The 18,890-nt window shown below is 71.2% G+C and carries 19 protein-coding genes; 9 read left to right on the forward strand and 10 right to left on the reverse strand.

Annotated elements, in window-relative coordinates; all coding sequences use genetic code 11:
- Nucleotides 1-123: 123 nt before the first annotated feature.
- Nucleotides 124-474 (reverse strand): chorismate mutase, encoded by a 351-nt coding sequence (locus tag N8I87_RS10395; RefSeq protein ID WP_263207609.1) that lies wholly within the window; start codon nt 472-474, stop codon nt 124-126.
- A gap of 125 nt (nt 475-599) precedes the next feature.
- On the opposite strand from N8I87_RS10395, the gene N8I87_RS10400 reads away from it, so the two are divergent.
- Entirely contained in the window at nt 600-1,484 is an 885-nt protein-coding gene (locus N8I87_RS10400) for a hypothetical protein (RefSeq protein WP_263207611.1), read from the forward strand.
- Between the two features lie 41 nt (nt 1,485-1,525).
- Here the strand turns inward: N8I87_RS10400 and N8I87_RS10405 are convergent, their stop codons facing one another.
- Nucleotides 1,526-2,431, reverse strand: coding sequence for an SDR family oxidoreductase (locus N8I87_RS10405; protein WP_263207612.1), 906 nt, complete (start codon nt 2,429-2,431; stop codon nt 1,526-1,528).
- A 1-nt stretch (nt 2,432) separates the two neighbouring features.
- A complete protein-coding gene (locus N8I87_RS10410) occupies nt 2,433-3,215 on the reverse strand; it encodes an SDR family oxidoreductase (protein ID WP_263207614.1) in 783 nt (260 codons plus the stop codon).
- A 101-nt stretch (nt 3,216-3,316) separates the two neighbouring features.
- Between N8I87_RS10410 and N8I87_RS10415 the strand changes: the two genes are divergently transcribed.
- Genes N8I87_RS10415 through N8I87_RS10435 form a run of 5 tightly spaced genes read left to right on the forward strand, consistent with a single transcriptional unit; the run spans nt 3,317 to nt 7,351 of the window.
- Complete coding sequence (locus N8I87_RS10415; RefSeq protein WP_263207616.1) at nt 3,317-4,060, forward strand: enoyl-CoA hydratase family protein; 744 nt, start codon at nt 3,317-3,319, stop codon at nt 4,058-4,060.
- A complete protein-coding gene (locus N8I87_RS10420) occupies nt 4,061-4,912 on the forward strand; it encodes a CoA transferase subunit A (protein WP_263207617.1) in 852 nt (283 codons plus the stop codon).
- Nucleotides 4,909-5,649 (forward strand): CoA-transferase subunit beta, encoded by a 741-nt coding sequence (locus N8I87_RS10425; RefSeq protein ID WP_263207619.1) that lies wholly within the window; start codon nt 4,909-4,911, stop codon nt 5,647-5,649. The genes N8I87_RS10420 and N8I87_RS10425 overlap by 4 nt, the downstream gene beginning before the upstream one ends.
- Complete coding sequence (locus N8I87_RS10430) at nt 5,649-6,713, forward strand: NAD(P)H-dependent flavin oxidoreductase (protein ID WP_263207621.1); 1,065 nt, start codon at nt 5,649-5,651, stop codon at nt 6,711-6,713. The genes N8I87_RS10425 and N8I87_RS10430 overlap by 1 nt, the downstream gene beginning before the upstream one ends.
- Nucleotides 6,710-7,351 (forward strand): SIMPL domain-containing protein, encoded by a 642-nt coding sequence (locus N8I87_RS10435; protein WP_263207622.1) that lies wholly within the window; start codon nt 6,710-6,712, stop codon nt 7,349-7,351. Before N8I87_RS10430 ends, N8I87_RS10435 begins: the two co-directional genes overlap by 4 nt.
- 51 nt (nt 7,352-7,402) lie before the next feature.
- Here the strand turns inward: N8I87_RS10435 and N8I87_RS10440 are convergent, their stop codons facing one another.
- Genes N8I87_RS10440 through N8I87_RS10450 form a run of 3 tightly spaced genes read right to left on the reverse strand, consistent with a single transcriptional unit; the run spans nt 7,403 to nt 10,044 of the window.
- Nucleotides 7,403-8,560 (reverse strand): acetyl-CoA C-acetyltransferase, encoded by a 1,158-nt coding sequence (locus tag N8I87_RS10440; RefSeq protein WP_263207625.1) that lies wholly within the window; start codon nt 8,558-8,560, stop codon nt 7,403-7,405.
- Nucleotides 8,561-8,577: 17 nt separating this feature from the next.
- The gene (locus tag N8I87_RS10445; protein ID WP_411577210.1) at nt 8,578-9,243 is read right to left on the reverse strand and encodes a TetR/AcrR family transcriptional regulator; all 666 of its coding nucleotides are present in this window, start codon (nt 9,241-9,243) and stop codon (nt 8,578-8,580) included.
- Nucleotides 9,244-9,258: 15 nt separating this feature from the next.
- Nucleotides 9,259-10,044, reverse strand: a complete 786-nt coding sequence (locus N8I87_RS10450; RefSeq protein ID WP_263207627.1) for an SDR family oxidoreductase — start codon at nt 10,042-10,044, stop codon at nt 9,259-9,261.
- Nucleotides 10,045-10,102: 58 nt separating this feature from the next.
- Between N8I87_RS10450 and N8I87_RS10455 the strand changes: the two genes are divergently transcribed.
- Nucleotides 10,103-11,242 (forward strand): acyl-CoA dehydrogenase family protein, encoded by a 1,140-nt coding sequence (locus N8I87_RS10455; RefSeq protein WP_263207629.1) that lies wholly within the window; start codon nt 10,103-10,105, stop codon nt 11,240-11,242.
- Nucleotides 11,242-12,195, forward strand: coding sequence for an acyl-CoA dehydrogenase family protein (locus N8I87_RS10460; protein ID WP_263207631.1), 954 nt, complete (start codon nt 11,242-11,244; stop codon nt 12,193-12,195). The genes N8I87_RS10455 and N8I87_RS10460 overlap by 1 nt, the downstream gene beginning before the upstream one ends.
- Here N8I87_RS10460 and qcrB read toward each other — a convergent pair.
- The gene (gene qcrB / locus N8I87_RS10465; protein WP_263207633.1) at nt 12,173-13,819 is read right to left on the reverse strand and encodes a cytochrome bc1 complex cytochrome b subunit; all 1,647 of its coding nucleotides are present in this window, start codon (nt 13,817-13,819) and stop codon (nt 12,173-12,175) included. The two genes, N8I87_RS10460 and qcrB, sit on opposite strands and share 23 nt — an antisense overlap.
- Nucleotides 13,820-13,933: 114 nt before the next feature.
- Nucleotides 13,934-14,656 carry a vWA domain-containing protein gene (locus N8I87_RS10470; RefSeq protein ID WP_263207635.1) on the reverse strand — a complete coding sequence of 241 codons (723 nt, stop codon included), beginning with the start codon at nt 14,654-14,656 and terminating at the stop codon, nt 13,934-13,936.
- A 109-nt stretch (nt 14,657-14,765) separates the two neighbouring features.
- Here N8I87_RS10470 and N8I87_RS10475 point away from each other — a divergent pair, with 109 nt between their 5' ends.
- Nucleotides 14,766-15,644, forward strand: coding sequence for a rhomboid family intramembrane serine protease (locus N8I87_RS10475; RefSeq protein ID WP_263207636.1), 879 nt, complete (start codon nt 14,766-14,768; stop codon nt 15,642-15,644).
- Nucleotides 15,645-15,655: 11 nt separating this feature from the next.
- Here the strand turns inward: N8I87_RS10475 and N8I87_RS10480 are convergent, their stop codons facing one another.
- Nucleotides 15,656-16,681: a glycoside hydrolase family 113 gene (locus N8I87_RS10480; protein ID WP_263207638.1), complete on the reverse strand. Its 1,026-nt coding sequence runs from the start codon at nt 16,679-16,681 to the stop codon at nt 15,656-15,658.
- A 35-nt stretch (nt 16,682-16,716) separates the two neighbouring features.
- On the reverse strand, nt 16,717-18,501 hold the full coding sequence (locus N8I87_RS10485; protein WP_263207640.1) for a polysaccharide deacetylase family protein: 1,785 nt from the start codon (nt 18,499-18,501) through the stop codon (nt 16,717-16,719).
- Nucleotides 18,502-18,890: the final 389 nt, after the last annotated feature.

Consider the following 18,890-nt stretch of genomic DNA (forward strand, 5'->3'; position numbering starts at 1 on the left):
CGTGTGGACAACCAGCGTACGTCCCCGCACTGACACGGAGTGCTCGCCGGCTGACGAGGAGTGCACAGCGCAGCATGCCCCTCCCCGCCCCCGCTGTCACGACCCCCTCCGCGCCGGCCGAGGTCAGTTCGCTCCCGGCGCCTGTCCGTTGACGGTGTCCTCGGCGATGCGCTCGTGGTGTCTGATCACCTCGGCAATGATGAAATTGAGGAATTTCTCAGCAAAAGCCGGGTCCAGCTTGGCGTTCTCGGCGAGGGTGCGCAGCCGGTCGATCTGCCGTGCCTCGCGGGCGGGATCGGCGGGCGGCAGTTGGTGGACGGCCTTGAGCCGGCCGACCTGCTGGGTGCACTTGAAGCGCTCGGCGAGCATGTGGACGACGGCCGCGTCGATGTTGTCGATGCTGTCGCGCAGGCGGTCGAGTTCCTCACGCACGGCGGGGTCGACGTCACCGGTACCGGTGTGGCTGGTGGTCATGGGCGTCAACCCTAAGGGGCGGACCGGTTCTCGATCACTTGGCCGCCGGGCGACCGGCTCGGCGTAAATCGGGGCGCACCCGCCTACAGTGGAGAGGAGTTCTGGGCGTCTTTGGGGGTCAGGGCGTGGCGAACGACGGACCGGTCGAGCACGGCTACCCGCATCTGGAGACGGTGCGGGCGGCCGTCACCGCGCTGTACCAGCGCCTCTCGTACGACACCATCCAGACCTTCTCGACCAGCGTGGCCCCCGCCGACGTGGCCTTCTGCGACACCGACGACCTGCATCTGGGCGCGCAGCGCGTGGCCCGCGAGATGATGCGGCACTTCCGGCTGCCGGATGCCCGGCTGATCGTCTGCTTCCGCGAGATGACCCATGCGGCGAACGTGGAACTCGCGGCGGGCCCGGAGTACTTCGTCGAACTGAACGACCGGTTCCGCACCCATCGCCGGGACATCGGCGCGGCGCTCGCCCACGAGGTGATGCATGTCTATCTGCACCGTCTGGACCTGTCGTTCCCCGGCACCGCGCAGAACGAGATCCTCACGGACACGGCGACGACGTACCTGGGGGCGGGCTGGCTGCTGCTGGACGCGTACCGGGAGGACACGGTGTCGTCCCAGAAGCTCGGCTATCTCACCCCGGAGGAGTTCGGCTACGTCCTGGCGAAACGCTCCCTGGTCTTCGGCGAGGATCCCTCGGTGTGGTTCACCAGCCCGCAGGCCTACACGGCGTACACCAAGGGCATGGCCCAAGCCCGCCGTGACGAGCAGCAGCCCCCGCTGACCGCCGCCGGCTGGGCGGGCCGCCGCCGCTACGCCCGCGACCGTCGGCACGTCCACGGTCCGCAGCCCGGGGTCCCGTACACCTTCACCCCCGACGGGGCCGGCGGCCACCTCCGCGTCTCGTTCCCGTGCCCCACCTGCCACCAGCGGATCAGGGTGCCGGTACGGGGGCGCGTCCGCGCGCGGTGCGGGCTGTGCCGGACGGTGCTGGAGTGCGACACGTAGGTTGTCGGCGCCGTCCGCTTACGCCCCCTGGAGCCGTCCGCCTACGCCCCGTAGACCCGCCCGGGAACCTCCGCCTCCGCGAGCAGCTTGCTTGCCGTCTCCCCCGCCTCGGCCGGGGTCCACAGCGCGCCCTTGTCGGCGGTGGGTCCCGGCCGCCAGCCCTCCATGACGGTGATCCGGCCGCCCTCCGCCTCGAAGACCCGGCCGGTGACACCGGCGCTCGCGGCGGAGCCCAGCCAGACCACCAGTGGTGACACGTTCGCGGGAGCCATGGCGTCGAAGCCGGAGTCGGGGGCCGTCATGGTCTCGGCGAAGGCGCGCTCGGTCATCCGGGTGCGGGCCGCGGGGGCGACGGCGTTGACCTGGACGCCGTACCGGGCGAGTTCGGCCGCCGCGACCAGGGTCAGCCCGACGATCCCGGCCTTCGCGGCGCTGTAGTTCCCCTGCCCGACGGAGCCGAGGAGTCCGGCGCCGCTGCTGGTGTTGACGATCCGGGCCACCGGTGTCCGGCCGGCCTTGGCCTCGGCCCGCCAGTGCGCGGCGGCGTGCTTGAGGGGCAGGAAGTGGCCTTTGAGGTGGACACGGAGCACGGCGTCCCAGTCGTCCTCGTCGAGGTTGACGAGCATGCGGTCGCGCAGGAAGCCGGCGTTGTTGACGAGCGTGTCGAGCCGGCCGTACGTCTCCAGGGCCGCCGCCACCAGGGATTCGGCCCCGGCGCTCGTGGCGATGTCGCCGCCGTGGGCGACGGCCTCGCCGCCCGCCGCACGGATCTCCTCGACGACCCGGTGGGCCGGGCTGCCGGGCCCGGGTGCCCCGTCGAGCCCGACGCCCAGGTCGTTGACGACGACCCGGGCGCCCTCCGTGGCGAACGCGAGCGCGTGGGCCCGGCCGAGCCCCCGCCCGGCGCCGGTGACGACGACGACCCGTCCCGCGCAGATTCCGCTCATCTCACTCCTCCTTGTCGGCGGGCTTGTCGGCGGTCGCGGCGTCCAGGAAGGCGGGCCGCTCCCCTCCTCCGTGCACGAGCAGGCTCGCCCCGCTGATGTACGCGGCCGCGTCGGAGGCGAGGAAGACGGCGGCCGCGCCGATGTCGGACGGAGCGGCCAGCCGTCCGAGGGGAACGGTGCCGGAGACCGCGGCGACGCCGTCCTCGCCGCCGTAGTGGAGGTGGGACAGTTCGGTGCGGACCATACCGACGACGAGGGTGTTGACGCGGACCTCCGGCGCCCACTCCACCGCCATGGAACGGGCCAGGTTCTCCAGCCCCGCCTTGGCAGCGCCGTAGGCCGCCGAGCCGGGCGAGGGGCGGCTGCCGCTGACGCTGCCGACCATCACGACCGAGCCCCGGGCCCGTCTCAGGTGCTCGTACGCCGCGAGGGAGGCCGTCAGCGGGGTGACGAGGTTCAGCTCGATCACCCGTACGTGTCGCTCGGCGTCCGCGTCGGCCAGCCGCCGGTACGGGGTACCGCCGGCGTTGTTGACGAGGACGTCGAGCCGGGGCAGCGCGTCGAAGAAAGCGTGTACGGCGGGCGCGTCGCGTAGGTCGAGGGGGGTGAACTCGACGCCGTCGAGGGTCACTTCGGGTGGTCTGCGGGCGCAGACGAGGACCCGGGCACCGGTCTGGGCGAAGGCCCTCGCGATCCCCGCGCCGACGCCCCGGGTGCCGCCCGTGACGACGACGGTTCTGTCGCGCGGCGAGTTGTCCACAGGCCTCCCGCTCGTGTTGTCCACAGGGCCTCCCGCTCGTCCTCGCCGACTGCTAGCTTCGAAGCCTCACACCTAACAAATGTTTGGTGGAAAGGCAGCTGAGTGCGAAGGTAGCTGATGCGTCCATGGGTGTCTCCACCTCGTCCCCGGAAAAGGGGATTTCGCTCGTCACGGTCGACTTCCCACCGGTGAACGCGCTGCCGGTGGCCGGATGGTCCGCCCTGGCCGAGGCCGTGCGCGCGGCGGGCCGTGACCCGGAGGTCCGGTGCGTCGTGCTGGCCGCCGAGGGGCGGGGCTTCAACGGGGGCGTGGACATCAAGGAGATACAGGCGGACGGGCAGGCGGCGCTGATCGGCGCCAACCAGGGCTGCGCGGAGGCTTTCGCGGCGGTCTACGAGTGCGAGACGCCCGTGGTCGCGGCGGTGCAGGGGTTCTGTCTGGGCGGCGGGATAGGCCTGGTGGGGAACGCGGACGCGATCGTGGCGAGCGACGACGCCACGTTCGGGCTGCCCGAGCTGGACCGGGGTGCGCTCGGTGCCGCCACGCATCTGGCCCGGCTGGTCCCACAGCATCTGATGCGTGCGCTGTACTACACCTCGCGCACGGCGAGCGCGGCCGAGCTGCATGCGCACGGCTCGGTGTGGCGGGTGGTGCCGCGCGAGGGCTTACGGGCGGCCGCGCTGGAGCTGGCGCGGGAGATCGCCGCCAAGGACGGGCGGCTGCTGCGCATGGCCAAGGCGGCCATCAACGGGATCGACCCCGTCGACGTGCGCCGCAGCTACCGCTTCGAACAGGGCTTCACCTTCGAGGCCAACCTCAGCGGGCTGGCCGACCGGGTCCGGGACACGTTCGGGAAGGAGGGCGCCTAGGTGGGCGACAAGACGATGACCGCCGACGAGGTGATCTCCCGCCTGGAGAGCGGCATGACCCTCGGCATCGGCGGCTGGGGGTCACGGCGCAAGCCGATGGCCCTGGTCAGAGCTCTGCTCCGAGCCGGGATCGGCGATCTCACCGTCGTGTCGTACGGTGGCCCGGACGTCGGCGCGCTGGCGGCGGCCGGTCGCGTGCGCAAGCTGGTGACGGCCTTCGTCACCCTCGACTCGATCCCGCTCGAACCGCACTACCGCGCGGCGCGCGAGCGCGGGGCATTCGAGCTGATGGAGGTCGACGAGGGGATGTTCATGTGGGGGCTGCGGGCGGCGGCGAACCGGCTGCCCTTCCTTCCGGTGCGGGCGGGGATCGGCTCCGATGTGATGCGGGTCAACCCCGGCCTGCGGACGGTCACTTCGCCGTACGACGACGGGGAGACGTTCGTGGCGATGCCCGCCCTGCGGCTGGATGCGGCCCTGGTGCATGTCAACCGCGCCGACCGGCTGGGCAACGGGCAGTACCTGGGCCCGGATCCGTACTTCGACGACCTGTTCTGCGAGGCGGCGACGGCGGCCTACGTCTCGTGCGAACGGATCGTGGACACGGCCGAGTTGACGAAGGAGGCGGCCCCGCAGTCATTGCTGATCAGGCGGCACACGGTGACGGGCGTGGTGGAGGCGCCGAACGGTGCGCACTTCACTTCGTGCGCACCCGACTACGACAGGGACGAGGGCTTCCAGAAGGAGTACGCGTCCACTCCGTGGCCGGAGTTCGCCGAGCGGTTCCTCGGCGGGGACGAGCAGGCCTACCAAGCGGCGGTGCGGAACTGGCGGAGGGAGCAGGAGCGATGAGTGCGACCCGTGCCGAGTACTGCGTGATCGCCTGCGCCGAGGCCTGGCGCGGCTCGGGTGAGATCCTGGCGAGTCCGATGGGCGTGATCCCCTCGCTGGGGGCGCGGCTCGCCCGGCTGACCTTCGCGCCGGACCTGCTGCTGACCGACGGCGAGGCGACGCTCGTCCGCCCGGACGGGACACCCGAGGGCTGGCTGCCGTACCGGCAGCATCTGGCCCTGGTGGCCGGCGGGCGGCGGCACGTGATGATGGGCGCGAGCCAGATCGACCGGTTCGGCAACCAGAACATCTCGTGCATCGGCGACTGGGCGCGGCCCGCGCGGCAGCTGCTCGGCGTGCGCGGCGCTCCGCTCAACACGCTGAACAACCCGACGAGTTACTGGATCCCGAGACACTCCCGGCGGGTCTTCGTGGAGAAGGTCGACATGGTGTGCGGGGTGGGGTACGACCGTGCCGCCGAGCACCCCGGCACGGCCCGCCATCACCGCATCGCGTGCGTCGTCTCCGACCTCGGCGTCTTCGACTTCGCCACGCCCGACCACGGCATGCGGCTGGCCTCGCTGCATCCGGGGGTGGACGTCGAACAGGTGCGGGAGGCGACGGACTTCGCGCTCGCCGTCCCGGACGAGGTGCCGTACACCCGGGAGCCCACCGAGGGGGAGCTACGGCTCATCCGGGACGTGCTCGACCCTGGCGGCGCCCGCGCGCGCGAGGTGCCGGAGAGGGTGAGGGGCTGATGGAGACCGCGTTCACCCGGCTGGTCGGGGTCCGGCATCCGGTCGTGCAGACGGGGATGGGCTGGGTGGCGGGCCCCCGGCTGGTCTCGGCGGCGGCGAACGCGGGCGCGCTGGGCATCCTGGCATCGGCGACGATGACGCTGGATCAGCTGCGCGGGGCGATACGCGAGGTCAGGTCGCGGACGGACGCGCCGTTCGGGGTGAACCTCCGGGCGGACGCGGGCGACGCCGGCGACCGGGTGCGCCTGATCATCGACGAGGGGGTGCGGGTGGCGTCCTTCGCGCTCGCGCCCTCCCGTGAGCTGATCGCCGAGCTCAAGGAGGCAGGGGTCGTCGTGATCCCGTCCGTGGGGGCGCGGCGGCACGCGGAGAAGATCGCAGCGTGGGGCGCGGACGCGGTGATCGTGCAGGGCGGTGAGGGGGGCGGGCACACCGGCGAGGTGGCGACGACCGTGCTGCTGCCGCAGGTGGTGGACGCAGTGCGGATACCCGTGGTGGCGGCCGGCGGCTTCTTCGACGGCCGGGGTCTGGTCGCGGCGCTCGCATACGGGGCGGCGGGGGTCGCGATGGGGACGCGGTTCCTGCTCACCTCGGACTCGACGGTGCCGGACGCGGTGAAGGCCAGGTATCTGGCGGCGACGGTCCGGGACGTCACCGTCACCACGGCGGTCGACGGCCTGCCGCACCGCATGCTGCGCACGGATCTGGTGGACTCCCTGGAGCGCTCCGGCCGCACACGGGCGCTGTTCCAGGCGGTCCGCCGGGCGGCCGGGTTCCGGAGGCTTTCGGGTCTCACCTGGCGGCGGATGGTCCGCGACGGGCTCGCTCTGAAGCACGGCAAGGAGTTGTCCTGGAGTCAGGTGCTGCTGGCCGCGAACACGCCGATGCTGCTGAAGTCCGCGATGGTGGACGGCCGTACGGACCTCGGGGTGATGGCGTCCGGGCAGGTCGCCGGGGTGATCGAGGACCTGCCGTCGTGCGCCGAGCTGGTGGAGAGGGTGATGTCCGAGGCCGGGGAAATCATCGGCGAGCTGCCGGGGGCGGGTGCTTCAATGCGCGGATGACGGAGACGATCGACAGACCGTGGGGCATCAGTGTGTTCGGCGCGGGCAGTGTGCGGGCCGAACCCCAGCTGGCCCGGGTGAAGCTGACGGTGGATGTGCTGGAACCCGCACCGGACGATTCGTTCCAGAAGGCGGGTGCGGCGGTGGCGCGGCTGCGTGAGGTGCTGCGCGCGCATGGCATAGCGGATGCGGCGGTGTCGGGATCGCGGCTCAAGCTCAGCTCGGAGTACGACGGGTACGGCGGCGACCGGAAGTTTCTCGGATATCGCTGCCAGGCCTCGTACTCCATCGAGACCGAGGCGCTCGACGTGTTGCAGCAGCTGATCGTGGACGCGGTCGACGCGGGTGCGCACCGGGTCGACCACGTGGAGTTCGACGTGCGCGACAAGCCGGCGCTGCGGGACGAGGCGCGGCGCAAGGCGGTTGCGGCCGCGCGCCGCAAGGCCGAGGTGTACACGGAAGCGGCGGGCGTGCCGCTCGGCACGGTGCTGCACATCAAGGACGTGGACGCGGATTCGTTGGGGTACGGCCGGTACCAAGGTCATGGCGGTGGTGGCGGCAGCTCGGCCGGCGATCTGGCGCCGGGCATGGTGGAGGTGTCGGCGGGCGTCCTGCTGGGCTTCTCCCTCGGCCGCTGACGCACGGCGTCCGGAGCCTTCCGGATCTGACGGGCCGGTGCCGTCGGCCCGTCAGATCCGTTCGATGATCGTCACGTTGGCCTGGCCGCCGCCCTCGCACATCGTCTGGAGCCCGAACCGGCCGCCGGTGCGTTCCAGTTCGTGCAGGAGGGTCGTCATCAGCCGGACGCCGGTGGCGCCCAGGGGGTGGCCGAGGGCGATCGCGCCGCCGCTGACGTTGACCTTCTCCGGGTCGGCACCGGTCTCCTTCAGCCAGGCCAGGACGACGGGTGCGAACGCCTCGTTGATCTCGACGAGGTCGATGTCGTCGATGGTGAGTCCGCTCTTCTTCAGGGCGTGCGCGGTGGCCGGGATGGGGGCGGAGAGCATCCGGATGGGGTCCTCGCCGCGCACGGAGAGGTGGTGCACACGGGCCCGCGGGCGCAGCCCGTGCTCGCGCACCGCCCGCTCCGAGGCCAGCAGCATGGCCGCCGCACCGTCGGAGACCTGCGAGGAGCAGGCGGCGGTGATGGTGCCGCCGTCGATCACGGGCTTCAGCGCGGCCATCTTCTCCAGTGAGGTGTCCCGGCGCGGGCCCTCGTCGGCGGTGACGTCCCCGAGGGGAACGAGTTCGCGCTCGAAACGGCCCTCGTCGATCGCCCGCACCGCCCGCCGGTGCGAGCGCAGGGCGAACTCCTCCTGGTCCTGCCTGCTGATCCCCCACTTGGCGGCGATCATCTCGGCGCCGGTGAACTGGTTGACGGGCTGCGTGCCGTAGCGGGCCCGCCAGCCCTCGCTGCCCAGGAAGGGGCCCTCGGTCAGGCCCAGCGGCTCGGCGGCCTGCCGGGAGGCGAAGGCGATGGGGATCTGCGACATGTTCTGGACACCGCCGGCGACCACCAGGTCCTGGGTGCCGGACAGCACGGCCTGCGCGGCGAAGTGCACGGCCTGCTGCGAGGAGCCGCACTGCCGGTCCACGGTCACACCGGGCACCTCCTCGGGCAGCCCGGCCGCCAGCCAGCAGGTCCGGGCGATGTCCCCGGCCTGCGGTCCGACCGTGTCCAGACAGCCGAACACGACGTCCTCCACGGCGCCCGGGTCCACGCCGGCCCGCGCGATCAGTTCCTTGAGCACATGGGCACCCAGGTCGGCCGGGTGGACTCCGCTCAGTCCGCCGCCGCGCCGCCCGACGGGCGTGCGGACCGCTTCGACTATGTAGGCCTCGGGCATGGCAACTCCCCAGTGGGTTACGTGCGGACGGCGATCCCGTCCAGCACCATCGACAGGTACTGCCGGGCGATCTCCTCCGGGCTGTGCTGTCCGCCGGGCCGGTACCAGGACGCGGCGACCCAGACCGTGTCGCGCACGAAGCGGTAGGTGAGCCGGACGTCGAGGTCGGCGCGGAAGACACGCTCGGCGACCCCGAGCTCCAGCGTGGACAGCCAGGCCGTCTCGAACTTGCGCTGGGACTCGGCGAGGAAGGTGAACCTGTCCTGCGCGACCAGCTGCTTGCTCTCCTTCTGATAGATCGCGACGGCGGCGCGGTGCCGGTCGATCTCCCGGAAGGACTCGGTGACCAGGGCCTCCAGCGTCTCGCGGGGGCCGAGAGCGGCTGCGAGGACGGTGTCGTAGCCGTCCCAGAGCTCGTCGAGGAAGGTGCGCAGGATCTCTTCGAGCATCGACTCCTTGGAGTCGAAGTGGTAGTAGAGGCTGCCCGCGAGCATGCCCGCGTGGTCCGCGATCCTGCGCACGGTGGTGGCGTTGTAGCCCTGCTCGGCGAAGACCTCGGCGGCGGTCTCGAGGAGTTCGCGGCGGCGCGCGTGAGCGGCGGCGGCAGCGGCCGCCGGCTTCTTCGGGGCGGTCACCTGGGCCTTCTTCGCGGCGGTCACCTGGGGCTTCTTCTTGGTCGGCACGGGTCCATTGTGGTCCTAGGGGTGCTGGCTGCTGACGCTGACGACTTCACCAGTCAGGTAAGAGGAGTAGCCGGAGGCCAGGAAGACGATCACGTTGGCGACCTCCCACGGTTCCGCGTACCGCCCGAAGGCCTCGCGCGCGGTCAGTTCCTGAAGCAGTTCGGGTGTGGTCACCTTCGCCAGGTGCGGGTGCATGGCGAGGCTCGGCGCCACCGCGTTGACCCGCACGCCGTACTCGGCCGCCTCGACGGCGGCGCATCGGGTCAGTGCCATCACGCCCGCCTTCGCGGCCGCGTAGTGCGCCTGCCCGGCCTGGGCGCGCCAGCCGACGACGGAGGCGTTGTTGACGATCACGCCGCCCCCGGTCTCCTTCATCGAGCGCAGGGCCGCCCGGGTGCAGCGGAAGGTGCCGTTCAGTGTCACGTCCAGGACGCGGGACCACTGCTCGTCGGTCATGTCGACCAGGGCCGAAGTGCCGCCCAGTCCGGCGTTGTTGACGACGACGTCCAGCCGCCCGAGGTCCCGTACGGCGGTGTCGAACAGGGCCCGCACCTGGGACTCGTCGGTGACGTCACAGGGGACCGCGGTCACGGCTCCCGGGTGCTCACGGCAAAGTTCCGCCTCGTACTCCTTCAGCCGTCGCGCGTGCGCGTCGCTGATCAGCACGCGCGCGCCCTCCTCCAGGAAGCGGCGGGCGGTCGCCCCGCCGATCCCCGCTCCGGCCGCCGCGGTGATGACGGCGGTGCGGCCCTTCAGCAGTCCGTGCCCGGGCACGTACGCCGGACTCTCGACGCCTGTCATAGGGCCACGCTAACCTACCAAACACTTGTTAGGGAAGGTTGAGGGAAGGAGGACCGCCGTGGACCTCACCCACGCTCCGGCCGACGAGGAGTTCCGCGCCGAGGCCCGCGCCTGGCTCGACGGGCACGTGCCCGGCACTCCTCTGCCCTCCCTGGAGACCGAGGAGGGCTTCGCGGCGCACCGCGTCTGGGAGGCCGAACTGGCCGCGGACCGCTGGTCGGTGGTGTCCTGGCCCGAGGAGCACGGCGGCCGGGGCGCGGGGCTGATCCGGTGGCTGGTCTTCGAGGAGGAGTACTGGGCGGCGGGCGCGCCGGGCCGGGTGAGCCAGAACGGCATCAGCCTGCTCGCACCCACCCTCTTCGACCACGGCACGGCGGAGCAACGCGCGCGCGTGCTGCCCCGGATGGCATCCGGCGAGGTGGTCTGGGCGCAGGCCTGGTCCGAGCCGGAGGCGGGCTCCGACCTGGCCTCCCTCACCTCCCGGGCCGTGCGCACGGACGGCGGCTGGCTGCTGAGCGGACAGAAGACCTGGTCGTCACGGGCCGCCTTCGCCGACCGCGCCTTCGGCCTGTTCCGCAGCGACCCGGACACCCCGAAGCCCCACCAGGGCCTCACCTACCTCATGTTCGACCTGCGGGCCCCGGGCGTCACGGTCCGCCCGATCGGCCGCCTCGATGGGAAGCCCGCGTTCGCCGAGCTGTTCCTGGACGAGGTGTTCGTGCCGGACGAGGACGTGATCGGCGAGCCCGGCCAGGGCTGGCGGATCGCGATGTCGACGACCGGCAACGAACGCGGCCTGACCCTGCGCTCCCCCGGCCGCTTCCTGGCCGCCGCGGACCGGCTCCTCGACCTGTGGCGGGCCCAGGGCAGTCCGGAGCAGGCGCGTGCCCGGGTGGCCGACGCCCTGATCGGCGCCCGCGCCTACCAGCTGTTCACCTACGAGGCCGCCTCCCGCTTCCTGGACGGCGAGCCGCTCGGAGCCGAGTCCAGTCTGAACAAGGTGTTCTGGTCCGAGTACGACCTCGCGCTGCACGAGACGGCACTCGATCTGCTGGGCGAGGAGGGCGAGTTGGCGGACACCGCCTGGGCGGAGGGCTATGTCTTCTCCCTCGCCGGACCCATCTACGCGGGCACGAACGAGATCCAGCGCGACATCATCGCCGAGCGTCTGCTCGGCCTGCCGAAGGGACGTCGCTGATGCGCTTCCTGCCCGACACCGAACAGCGCGCCTTCGCCCGCTCCCTGCACGCGATGCTGGCCGCCGCGGACACGCCGTCGGTCGTCCGGGACTGGAGCCGCGGCGACCGTACGAGCGGCCGCGCGCTGTGGTCCCGTATCGCGGATGCGGGGGTGTTCGGGCTCGTGATTCCGGAGGCGTACGAGGGGATGGGGCCCCGGCCGGTGGAACTCGCGCTCGCCTTCGTGGAGCTGGGGCGGCACATCGTGCCCGGCCCGCTGGTCGAGACCGTCGCGGCGGCCGCGCTGCTGGCCGAGCCCGGCCCGGCCAAACGGTTCCTCCCGCCACTCGCGGCGGGCGAGACGATGGCGACGGTCGCGGCCGGCGGGTACGCGCTGGACGGGGACGCGGCGACCCTCCGTCTCGGCCTCACCCCCGACGGTCTGCGCCTGTCCCCGGGAGCCGGCCCGGTGCGCCCCTCCCTGGACCCGGCGCGCCGCCTCACCCCGCTCTTGCCGGGCGGCGAACTTCTCATCCCCGACCCGCCCGTGGACCACGCCCTCACCTGGGCCCGGCTCGCCACCGCCGCCCAGGCCCTCGGCGTCGGTCTGGCGCTGCTCGACAGGACCGTCGCGTACGTCCGCCGGCGCACCCAGTTCGGTGTCCCCGTCGGCTCGTTCCAGGCCGTGAAGCACCGGCTGGCCGACGCGAGGACCGCCCTCGAGTTCGCGCGCCCCCTGCTCTTCGGCGCCGCGCTGACGATGGACCCGGCGGACGTGGCGGCCGCCAAGCTGAAGGCGTGCGAGGCCGCCTACGCCACCGCCCGCACCGCGTTGCAGCTGCACGGCGCGATCGGGTACACGGCCGAGTACGAGCTGTCCCTGTGGCTGACCAGGGCCCGCGCGCTGCGCTCGGCCTGGGGCGGCCCGGACGAGTGCCGCGAGCGGGTCCTCAGTGGTGGTCGCCGCTGGTGAGCTCCCGGTACTCCTCGCGGGTCGGCTTCGGGATGTGGGTCTCGGACCCGAACAGTGCCCGGGCGAGCCGTGCGCGCACGCGCTGGGACACGGTCACCGGCCGCCGCACACCATTGGCGTCCTCGCGGGGCCCGATCTCGTACGGCGGGTTCTGCTCGTGCTGGGTCAGGACGAACAGCCGGTCCTGCGACAGGGGTTCATGGACCTCGACGTACTCGCCGTGCGGCAGCAGTTTGATGATGCCCGTCTCCCTGCCGTGCAGCACCTTGTCCCGGTCCCGGCGCTGCAGCCCGAGACAGATCCGCTTGGTCACCGTGAAGGCGAGGACCGGCACGACGAAGACGGAGATCCGCACGAACCAGGTGATCGAGTTGATCGACAGATGCAGATGCGTGGCCACGATGTCGTTGCCGCCACCGATCAGCAGCACCACGTACAGGCTCAGCCAGGCCACGCCGAGGCCGGTGCGCACGGGCACGTTGCGCGGCCGGTCCAGGATGTGGTGCTCGCGCCGGTCGCCGGTGACCCACGCCTCGAGGAAGGGATAGAGCCCGAGCGCCAGCAGGATCAGCGGGAACAGCGAGAACGGGATGAAGACGCCCAGTTCCAGTGTGTGGCCCCAGGCGTCGATCTCCCATCCCGGCATCACCCGGATCAGGCCCTCGGAGAAGCCGAGGTACCAGTCGGGCTGCGCGCCCGTGGTGACGAGGTCCGGCCGGTACGGCCCGAAGGCCCACACCGGGTTGATGCTGGCGATCCCGCCCATCAGCGCGAGCACACCGAAGGTGAGGAAGAAGAAGCCGCCCGCCTTGGCCATGTAGACCGGCAGGAAGGGCATGCCGACGACGCTCTTCTGGTCCCGTCCGGGCCCGGGGTACTGGGTGTGCTTGTGGAAGAAGACCAGGATCAGATGGGCCACGACCAGGCCCAGCATGATCCCGGGCAGCAGCAGGACGTGGACCGGGAAGAGCCGCGAGATGATGTCGTGGCCGGGGAACTCCCCACCGAACAGGAACATGGAGAGGTACGTCCCCACGACCGGGACGGACAGGATCGCGCCGTCGGCGAAGCGGATGCCGGTCCCGGAGAGCAGGTCGTCGGGGAGCGAGTAGCCGGTCAGGCCGGTGATGATGCCGAGCATCAGCAGGGTCCAGCCGAACACCCAGTTGAGCTCGCGCGGCTTGCGGAAGGCGCCGGTGAAGAACACCCGCATCATGTGTACGAGCATGCCGGTGACGAAGACCAGCGCCGCCCAGTGGTGGATCTGCCGGATCAGCAGACCGCCGCGCACATCGAAGCTGATGTGCAGCGTCGACTCGTACGCCTTGGTCATGATGATGCCGTTGAGCGGGCCGTAGGAGCCGTGGTAGACGACCTCGGCGCCGCTCGGCTCGAAGAAGAGCGTGAGGTAGACGCCGGTGAGGATCAGGATGAGGAAGCTGTAGAGGCAGACCTCGCCGAGCATGAAGGACCAGTGGTCCGGGAACACCTTGCGCATGTTGGCCTTGGCCAGGGCGTAGAGCCCGAGCCGTCCGTCGGCCCAGTCGGCGAGCCGCTCGCCCTTGGCGGGCTCGCCCCTGCGTGCGGAAACCCCGTCGCCGTTCCCCGATCGTGCGCCGTCCATACGTCGTCGCCTCCCCGCCGGATCTCCCTCAGGGTGGCACGACGGCGCGGCTGAGCCAACGGGGCCGACACGATCTATGCCCGGCCGAGGCGATCCACGGCCCGCCGGCACGGTCTACACCCGGACGATCCCCCGCGCCCGCGCGGCCGCCAGCCACTGGGGGAACTCGCCCAAGAGACGGTCGTACAGCACGGCGTCGGACACCTGCCGTGGATCGGAACCGGCGTGGAAGAAGCCCGCGTTGTCCACCACCCGCTTCTGCGGCACGGCCAGCTCATCCAGCTTCCGCAGGAAGTCGAACTGCTTGCTGTCCGGGTCGCCGAAGCCGACGAACTGCCAGAACAGCGGCAGGGGCGCGGCCTTGCACAGGAACCGTTCGGCGGCGAGCTTGTTGATCGGGCCGCCGTCGGTCTGGAAGATCACCAGAGCGGGGTCGGTGGACCCGCTGTCGAGGTAGTGGTCGATGACGGCGTCCATCGCCAGGTGGTAGCTGGTCCTGCCCATGTGCCCGAGTCCGGCCGCGATCCGCGCTATGCGGCCCTCGTGGTCGGCGAGGGCGATGTCGGTGACCGCGTCGATGTCGGTGGAGAAGAACACCACCGGCACCCGGCCGTCGTCGTCGAAGTGCGCGGACAGCCCGAGGACCCGGTCGGCGAGCGCCTGGACGCTGCCGTCGCGGTAGTACGGCTTCATGGAGCCCGAGTGGTCGACCACGAGGTACACGGCGGCCCGCTGTCCGTCCAGCCCGTGCTTCGTGAGGGACACCCCGGCCGTCTTGTACAGGCTGACCAGCGCGGGCGCGGTCTCCTGAACCTTGCTGAGACTGATCGCAACCATGGCCCCCACCCTCCCACACGCATCCGGGTTCGCTATTTTGTTCGCCGCCGCCCCCACCGGCTCACTCTGTCCCCAGACCTTGTCCCCAGACCCTTGCGAGGAGCCGGCCGTGGATGCCGAGTCCCCCGAGTCCACCGTGACCACCTGCTACCGCCATCCCAAGGTGGAGTCGTACGTCCGCTGCACCCGCTGCGACCGCTACATCTGCCCCGACTGCATGCGCGAGGCCGCCGTCGGCCACCAGTGCGTGGAGTGTGTGAAGGAGGGCGCGCGGTCGGTGCGGCAGGCGCGTACCGCGTTCGGCGGCCGGATCTCCGCGGTGCCGCTCGTGACCTATGTGCTCATCGGGCTGAACGTCCTCGCCTACCTTGCCGAGTTGGTGCGTCCGTCGGTCGTGGACCGGTTCGCCATGCTGGGCACCGTGCCCATCGGCTACCTCCCCGAGGGCGTCGCCCACGGGGAGTGGTATCGGCTACTGACCGGGGCGTTTCTCCATCTGCCGCCCACCCAGGGCACGTTCGGCATCCTGCACATCGTGATGAACATGGTGTCGCTGTGGAACCTGGGCCGGGTGGTGGAGACCCTGCTGGGCCGCGTGCGGTTCACGGCGCTGTATCTGCTGTCGGCGCTCGGCGGTTCGGTCCTCGTGCTGCTGATCGCGCCCGAGACGGCCGCGGTCGGCGCGTCCGGCGCGATCTTCGGGCTGGGTGCCGCCTACTACGTCATGGGCCGCCGCCTGGGCGCCGACATGAACCAGGTCAACCGCTTGATGACGGGTCTGCTGCTGTGGCTGGTGGTCTCCGCGTGGGTGACCTCCTGGCAGGGGCACCTCGGCGGTCTGCTGGCGGGCGGTGCGGTGACGCTGGGATACGCCTACGCGCCCCGGGACCGCCGACGGGCCCTCGTCCAGGCGGGCGTGTGCGTGGCGCTGCTGGCCCTGCTGGTGGTGCTGACGATCACGAAGTCCGCGGAGCTGACCGCCGCCTAGGTTTCAGGGAGTCAGCCTGCCCACCTCCGGCGCAGCACCTCCTCCGCGGGTTTGCCGTGCGGGGTGTACGCCAGGCGTGCCGGTGTCTCTCCGCTTTCCGGCCAGTCGTCCCACATCCACCAGCAGACGCCGGCCCACCAGGTGCGGCCCTCGAAGGAGTCGAGGAGCGCCCGGTAGGCGGCGGCCTGTTCGGCCTCCGCCGGGTGTGTGCTGACGGTCCAGGAGTACGGGGCGGTGGTGGAGCCGCGCTGGCTGACGTAGCCGGCCTCGGTGAACAGGATCCGGCGGTGCTGCCGTGCGGAGTACGCGGCGAGCCTCTGCCGGATCGGCGCCCAGGCGCGGTTCAGCAGGGCGGCATCGGTGGTGGGTTTCTCGACGAGGGGCCAGTAGGCGTCGATACCGATGAGGTCGAGGGCTTTCCAGAAGTGGATGTGCTGGTACTCGTCGTAGTTGGCGGCGTAGGTCAGCTGGCCGTCGTAGTGGTCGCGGACCGACTTGATCACCCGCGTCCAGGCGGCGGTGTCGCCGGACACCCCGGCGAGTTCGGTGCCGACCGCGAGCTGTTCGGCTCCGGTGTCGGCGGCGATGTCCGCGTAGTGGGTGATGAAGCGGCGGTACGCGGCGAACCAGGCGGCCCGGTCGCGGGGGCGGATCCCGGCGCGGTCGGCGTCGCCGGGCAGGTCCACGTGCGGCTTGATCATCACCTTCAGGCCGGCCGCGTGGGCGCGCTCGACGATCCTGCGCAGGCTCGCGTCGCTCGCCGTCTCCTCGGTGGTGCGCAGGGCGGAGTCGGTGACGCGCTTCTGGTACCAGGTCGGGGTGAAGGTGACCCAGCGTGCCCCGGTGGCCCTGATGCCGCGCAGATAGCGGGGCGCGGCCGGGCTGTCGTAGTCGGTGCGGTACCACGAGGGCAGCGTGATGCCGCGCAGGGTCGAGTTTCCCGGTTCGGGACGGGAGGCGTGCGTGCTGCCGTGGGCGGACCCCTTGCCGCCGCCGGTGGACACGCATCCGCCGACGGCGAGGAGGACCGCCGCCATGACGGCGACGGTCCTCCTCCTGGGGGCGGGCGCCGTCACAGCGCCGCCGGGCTGACGAAGGTGTAGCCGAGTGCCTTCATGCCGTCGATCGTGTCCTTCAACGGCTGCACCGGGTAGTACGGGTGGTAGAAGAAGCTCGCCACTCCGTCCCGTACGGCCAGGTTGGCCTTCGCCGACGCGATGAGGTCGGCGGGCAGCCGGGCCGGGTGGTTGTTGTACGCCTCCGGTTCGTAGTTGCCGATGTTCTCCGGCAGCACCTTCGTGCCGTACACGTCCTTCACCACGTACGGGAAGAACTGGCCGATGAACCGGTTCGGGTCGGACGGGGCCCCGCTCAGCGTCCCGGCGAAGTAGAGCGAACGCTCCAGCCGGGCCGAGAAGTTGGAGCTGAAGACCTTGTAGTCGGCCGCCGAGCCCGCGTAGTGCGGGGTGGTCCACAGCGCCGGCCTGGGCAGGCCGGCCAGGGCGAACTGGAGGAGCGCGCTGGTGACCCGGGTCTGCGCCCACAGGGCGGAGTCCTCGGCGACCGGGCCGTCGTAGACGACGTTGTCGGCGGCGTCGACGTGCGCCCGGTAGAACTCGAAGTCGTCACCGGTCACGCCGTCGTAGGGGTTGGCGATGTTGCCGTACTGGTGGGTGTAGCCGTGGTCCATCAGTACCGCGCCCCTGGCCAGCATGTACTTCAGCGCGTTGACCACCTGCGGCCGCTGGGCGAGCGTGACGGTCTGCGGGACCCCGTTGTTGTAGGTGCCCTTGGGGTCCGTGTAGACGGGGATCACGTTGATGCCGTACGGGATGTTCTGCGCGTGCAGGTAGTCGGCCATCGCCCGTAGTTCGGCGGGATCCGAGTCGGGGCTGATGTCCTCCAGGCGCACCATCGCCCGGTGCCGCTCGGCGGTGGCCGGGGCGAGGGCGTCGAAGAGCAGGTCCTCGAAGGCGATGACGCGGTCGCTCTCGGAGACGTAGGCGAACGGGATCTCACCGATGTACGTGAGGTTGGACGAGCGGACGGCCCAGCCGAAGGTGTGCCCGTTCGAGCTGTCCAGGCCCTCCGCGAGCCGGGTGACGGCCGGATACCCGGTGCCCGTCAGCACGTTGGGGCGCAGTACTCCGCCGTCCTGCCCGGCCGGAATGGCGCGGGTCAGCGTCTGGCCGCGGTACGTCACCTGGGTGACGTTGCCGATCGAACCGCCGTCCTCGTAGTACGACGTCGTCGGGTCCCAGCCGTACTTCTGCGTGAACTGGGCTACGCCCACCGCGCCCGCCATGTTCCAGATGTTGGCGCCCATCCAGATCACCGGCTTGGCGCTCGACGCCGCGTCGGCGTAGAACGCTGCCGGGACGGCGTCCGGGATGGTGCCGCCGTAGTACGTCGAGCCGATGTAGATCACAGCGGAATACGAGTCGATCATCCCGGCGGTGTACTGCTGGACCGGCTTGGCCGTCACCGTGCCGAAGTGGCCGGCGAGGTTGGCCGTGGCCATCGCGTACAGCTCGCCCAGCTGCCCGTAGGGGCCCGCCGTGTCGTACAGGACGAGGGTGGTCGGGCCTGCGTCGGCGGCCGCGTCCGCCGGGGCGGCGGCCGGGGCGAGCAGGGCCGCTTGCCGGGTGACGGCGCTCGCGGTGCGGACCGGGAGGCCGGCCGCGGAGGCGAGCGTGGTCGGGGTGGCCTTGGGATGCGGCCGGGCACGCCGGGCCCGGTCCGCCGTGAGCTGGGTCTTAGCCCAGCCCTTGAGATCGATCCGGCTCAGTCCGGACCTCGCACCGACGGCCTCACCCCGGTGGTGGTGCCCCCCGGCCGCCTGTGCGTTCGTGGTCATGAATGTGCCGCTCAGCAGAGCGGCGACGAGTAGTAGTGCGACGGAAATTCGGCTGCGCGCCCGCTTCCAGGGCGGGATCACTGGTCTCACGGTCTTCCCCCCACTTTGCCAAATGATTGACAAAGCATTTGGCGACAGGAAGGCACCGATTCTTATGGCGATCGCGAGGCCTGTCAAATGGACTCCATCCCCCTCGAAACGTCTGCTAAGTTCACCTCCGCGCGTTGGGGACGCGCACCGAATATGGGGGGACAATGTACGGACGACCCGCCCTGGGGGCACTGTTGCCCCTGGCAGGAGCGATGGCCGCACCGGAAGCGATACCCGGCCTTCCTTTGGCCAAAGCACTACAGGCGATAGCGGGAGCCGGATTCCTGTTCTATTGCCTG

The sequence above is a fragment of the Streptomyces sp. HUAS 15-9 genome (genome assembly GCF_025642155.1).
Lineage (GTDB): Bacteria > Actinomycetota > Actinomycetes > Streptomycetales > Streptomycetaceae > Streptomyces.

What these genes read in the sequence shown, in the direction of transcription:
- N8I87_RS10430 (WP_263207621.1), top strand. Translation starts at nt 5,649, where the DNA reads ATGGAGACCGCGTTCACCCGGCTGGTCGGGGTCCGGCATCCGGTCGTG.
- N8I87_RS10470 (WP_263207635.1), bottom strand. Translation starts at nt 14,656, where the DNA reads ATGGTTGCGATCAGTCTCAGCAAGGTTCAGGAGACCGCGCCCGCGCTG.
- N8I87_RS10450 (WP_263207627.1), bottom strand. Translation starts at nt 10,044, where the DNA reads ATGACAGGCGTCGAGAGTCCGGCGTACGTGCCCGGGCACGGACTGCTG.
- N8I87_RS10415 (WP_263207616.1), top strand. Translation starts at nt 3,317, where the DNA reads ATGGGTGTCTCCACCTCGTCCCCGGAAAAGGGGATTTCGCTCGTCACG.
- N8I87_RS10405 (WP_263207612.1), bottom strand. Translation starts at nt 2,431, where the DNA reads ATGAGCGGAATCTGCGCGGGACGGGTCGTCGTCGTCACCGGCGCCGGG.
- N8I87_RS10485 (WP_263207640.1), bottom strand. Translation starts at nt 18,501, where the DNA reads ATGACCACGAACGCACAGGCGGCCGGGGGGCACCACCACCGGGGTGAG.
- N8I87_RS10480 (WP_263207638.1), bottom strand. Translation starts at nt 16,681, where the DNA reads ATGGCGGCGGTCCTCCTCGCCGTCGGCGGATGCGTGTCCACCGGCGGC.
- N8I87_RS10435 (WP_263207622.1), top strand. Translation starts at nt 6,710, where the DNA reads ATGACGGAGACGATCGACAGACCGTGGGGCATCAGTGTGTTCGGCGCG.
- N8I87_RS10440 (WP_263207625.1), bottom strand. Translation starts at nt 8,560, where the DNA reads ATGCCCGAGGCCTACATAGTCGAAGCGGTCCGCACGCCCGTCGGGCGG.
- N8I87_RS10460 (WP_263207631.1), top strand. Translation starts at nt 11,242, where the DNA reads ATGCGCTTCCTGCCCGACACCGAACAGCGCGCCTTCGCCCGCTCCCTG.
- N8I87_RS10425 (WP_263207619.1), top strand. Translation starts at nt 4,909, where the DNA reads ATGAGTGCGACCCGTGCCGAGTACTGCGTGATCGCCTGCGCCGAGGCC.
- qcrB (WP_263207633.1), bottom strand. Translation starts at nt 13,819, where the DNA reads ATGGACGGCGCACGATCGGGGAACGGCGACGGGGTTTCCGCACGCAGG.
- N8I87_RS10395 (WP_263207609.1), bottom strand. Translation starts at nt 474, where the DNA reads ATGACCACCAGCCACACCGGTACCGGTGACGTCGACCCCGCCGTGCGT.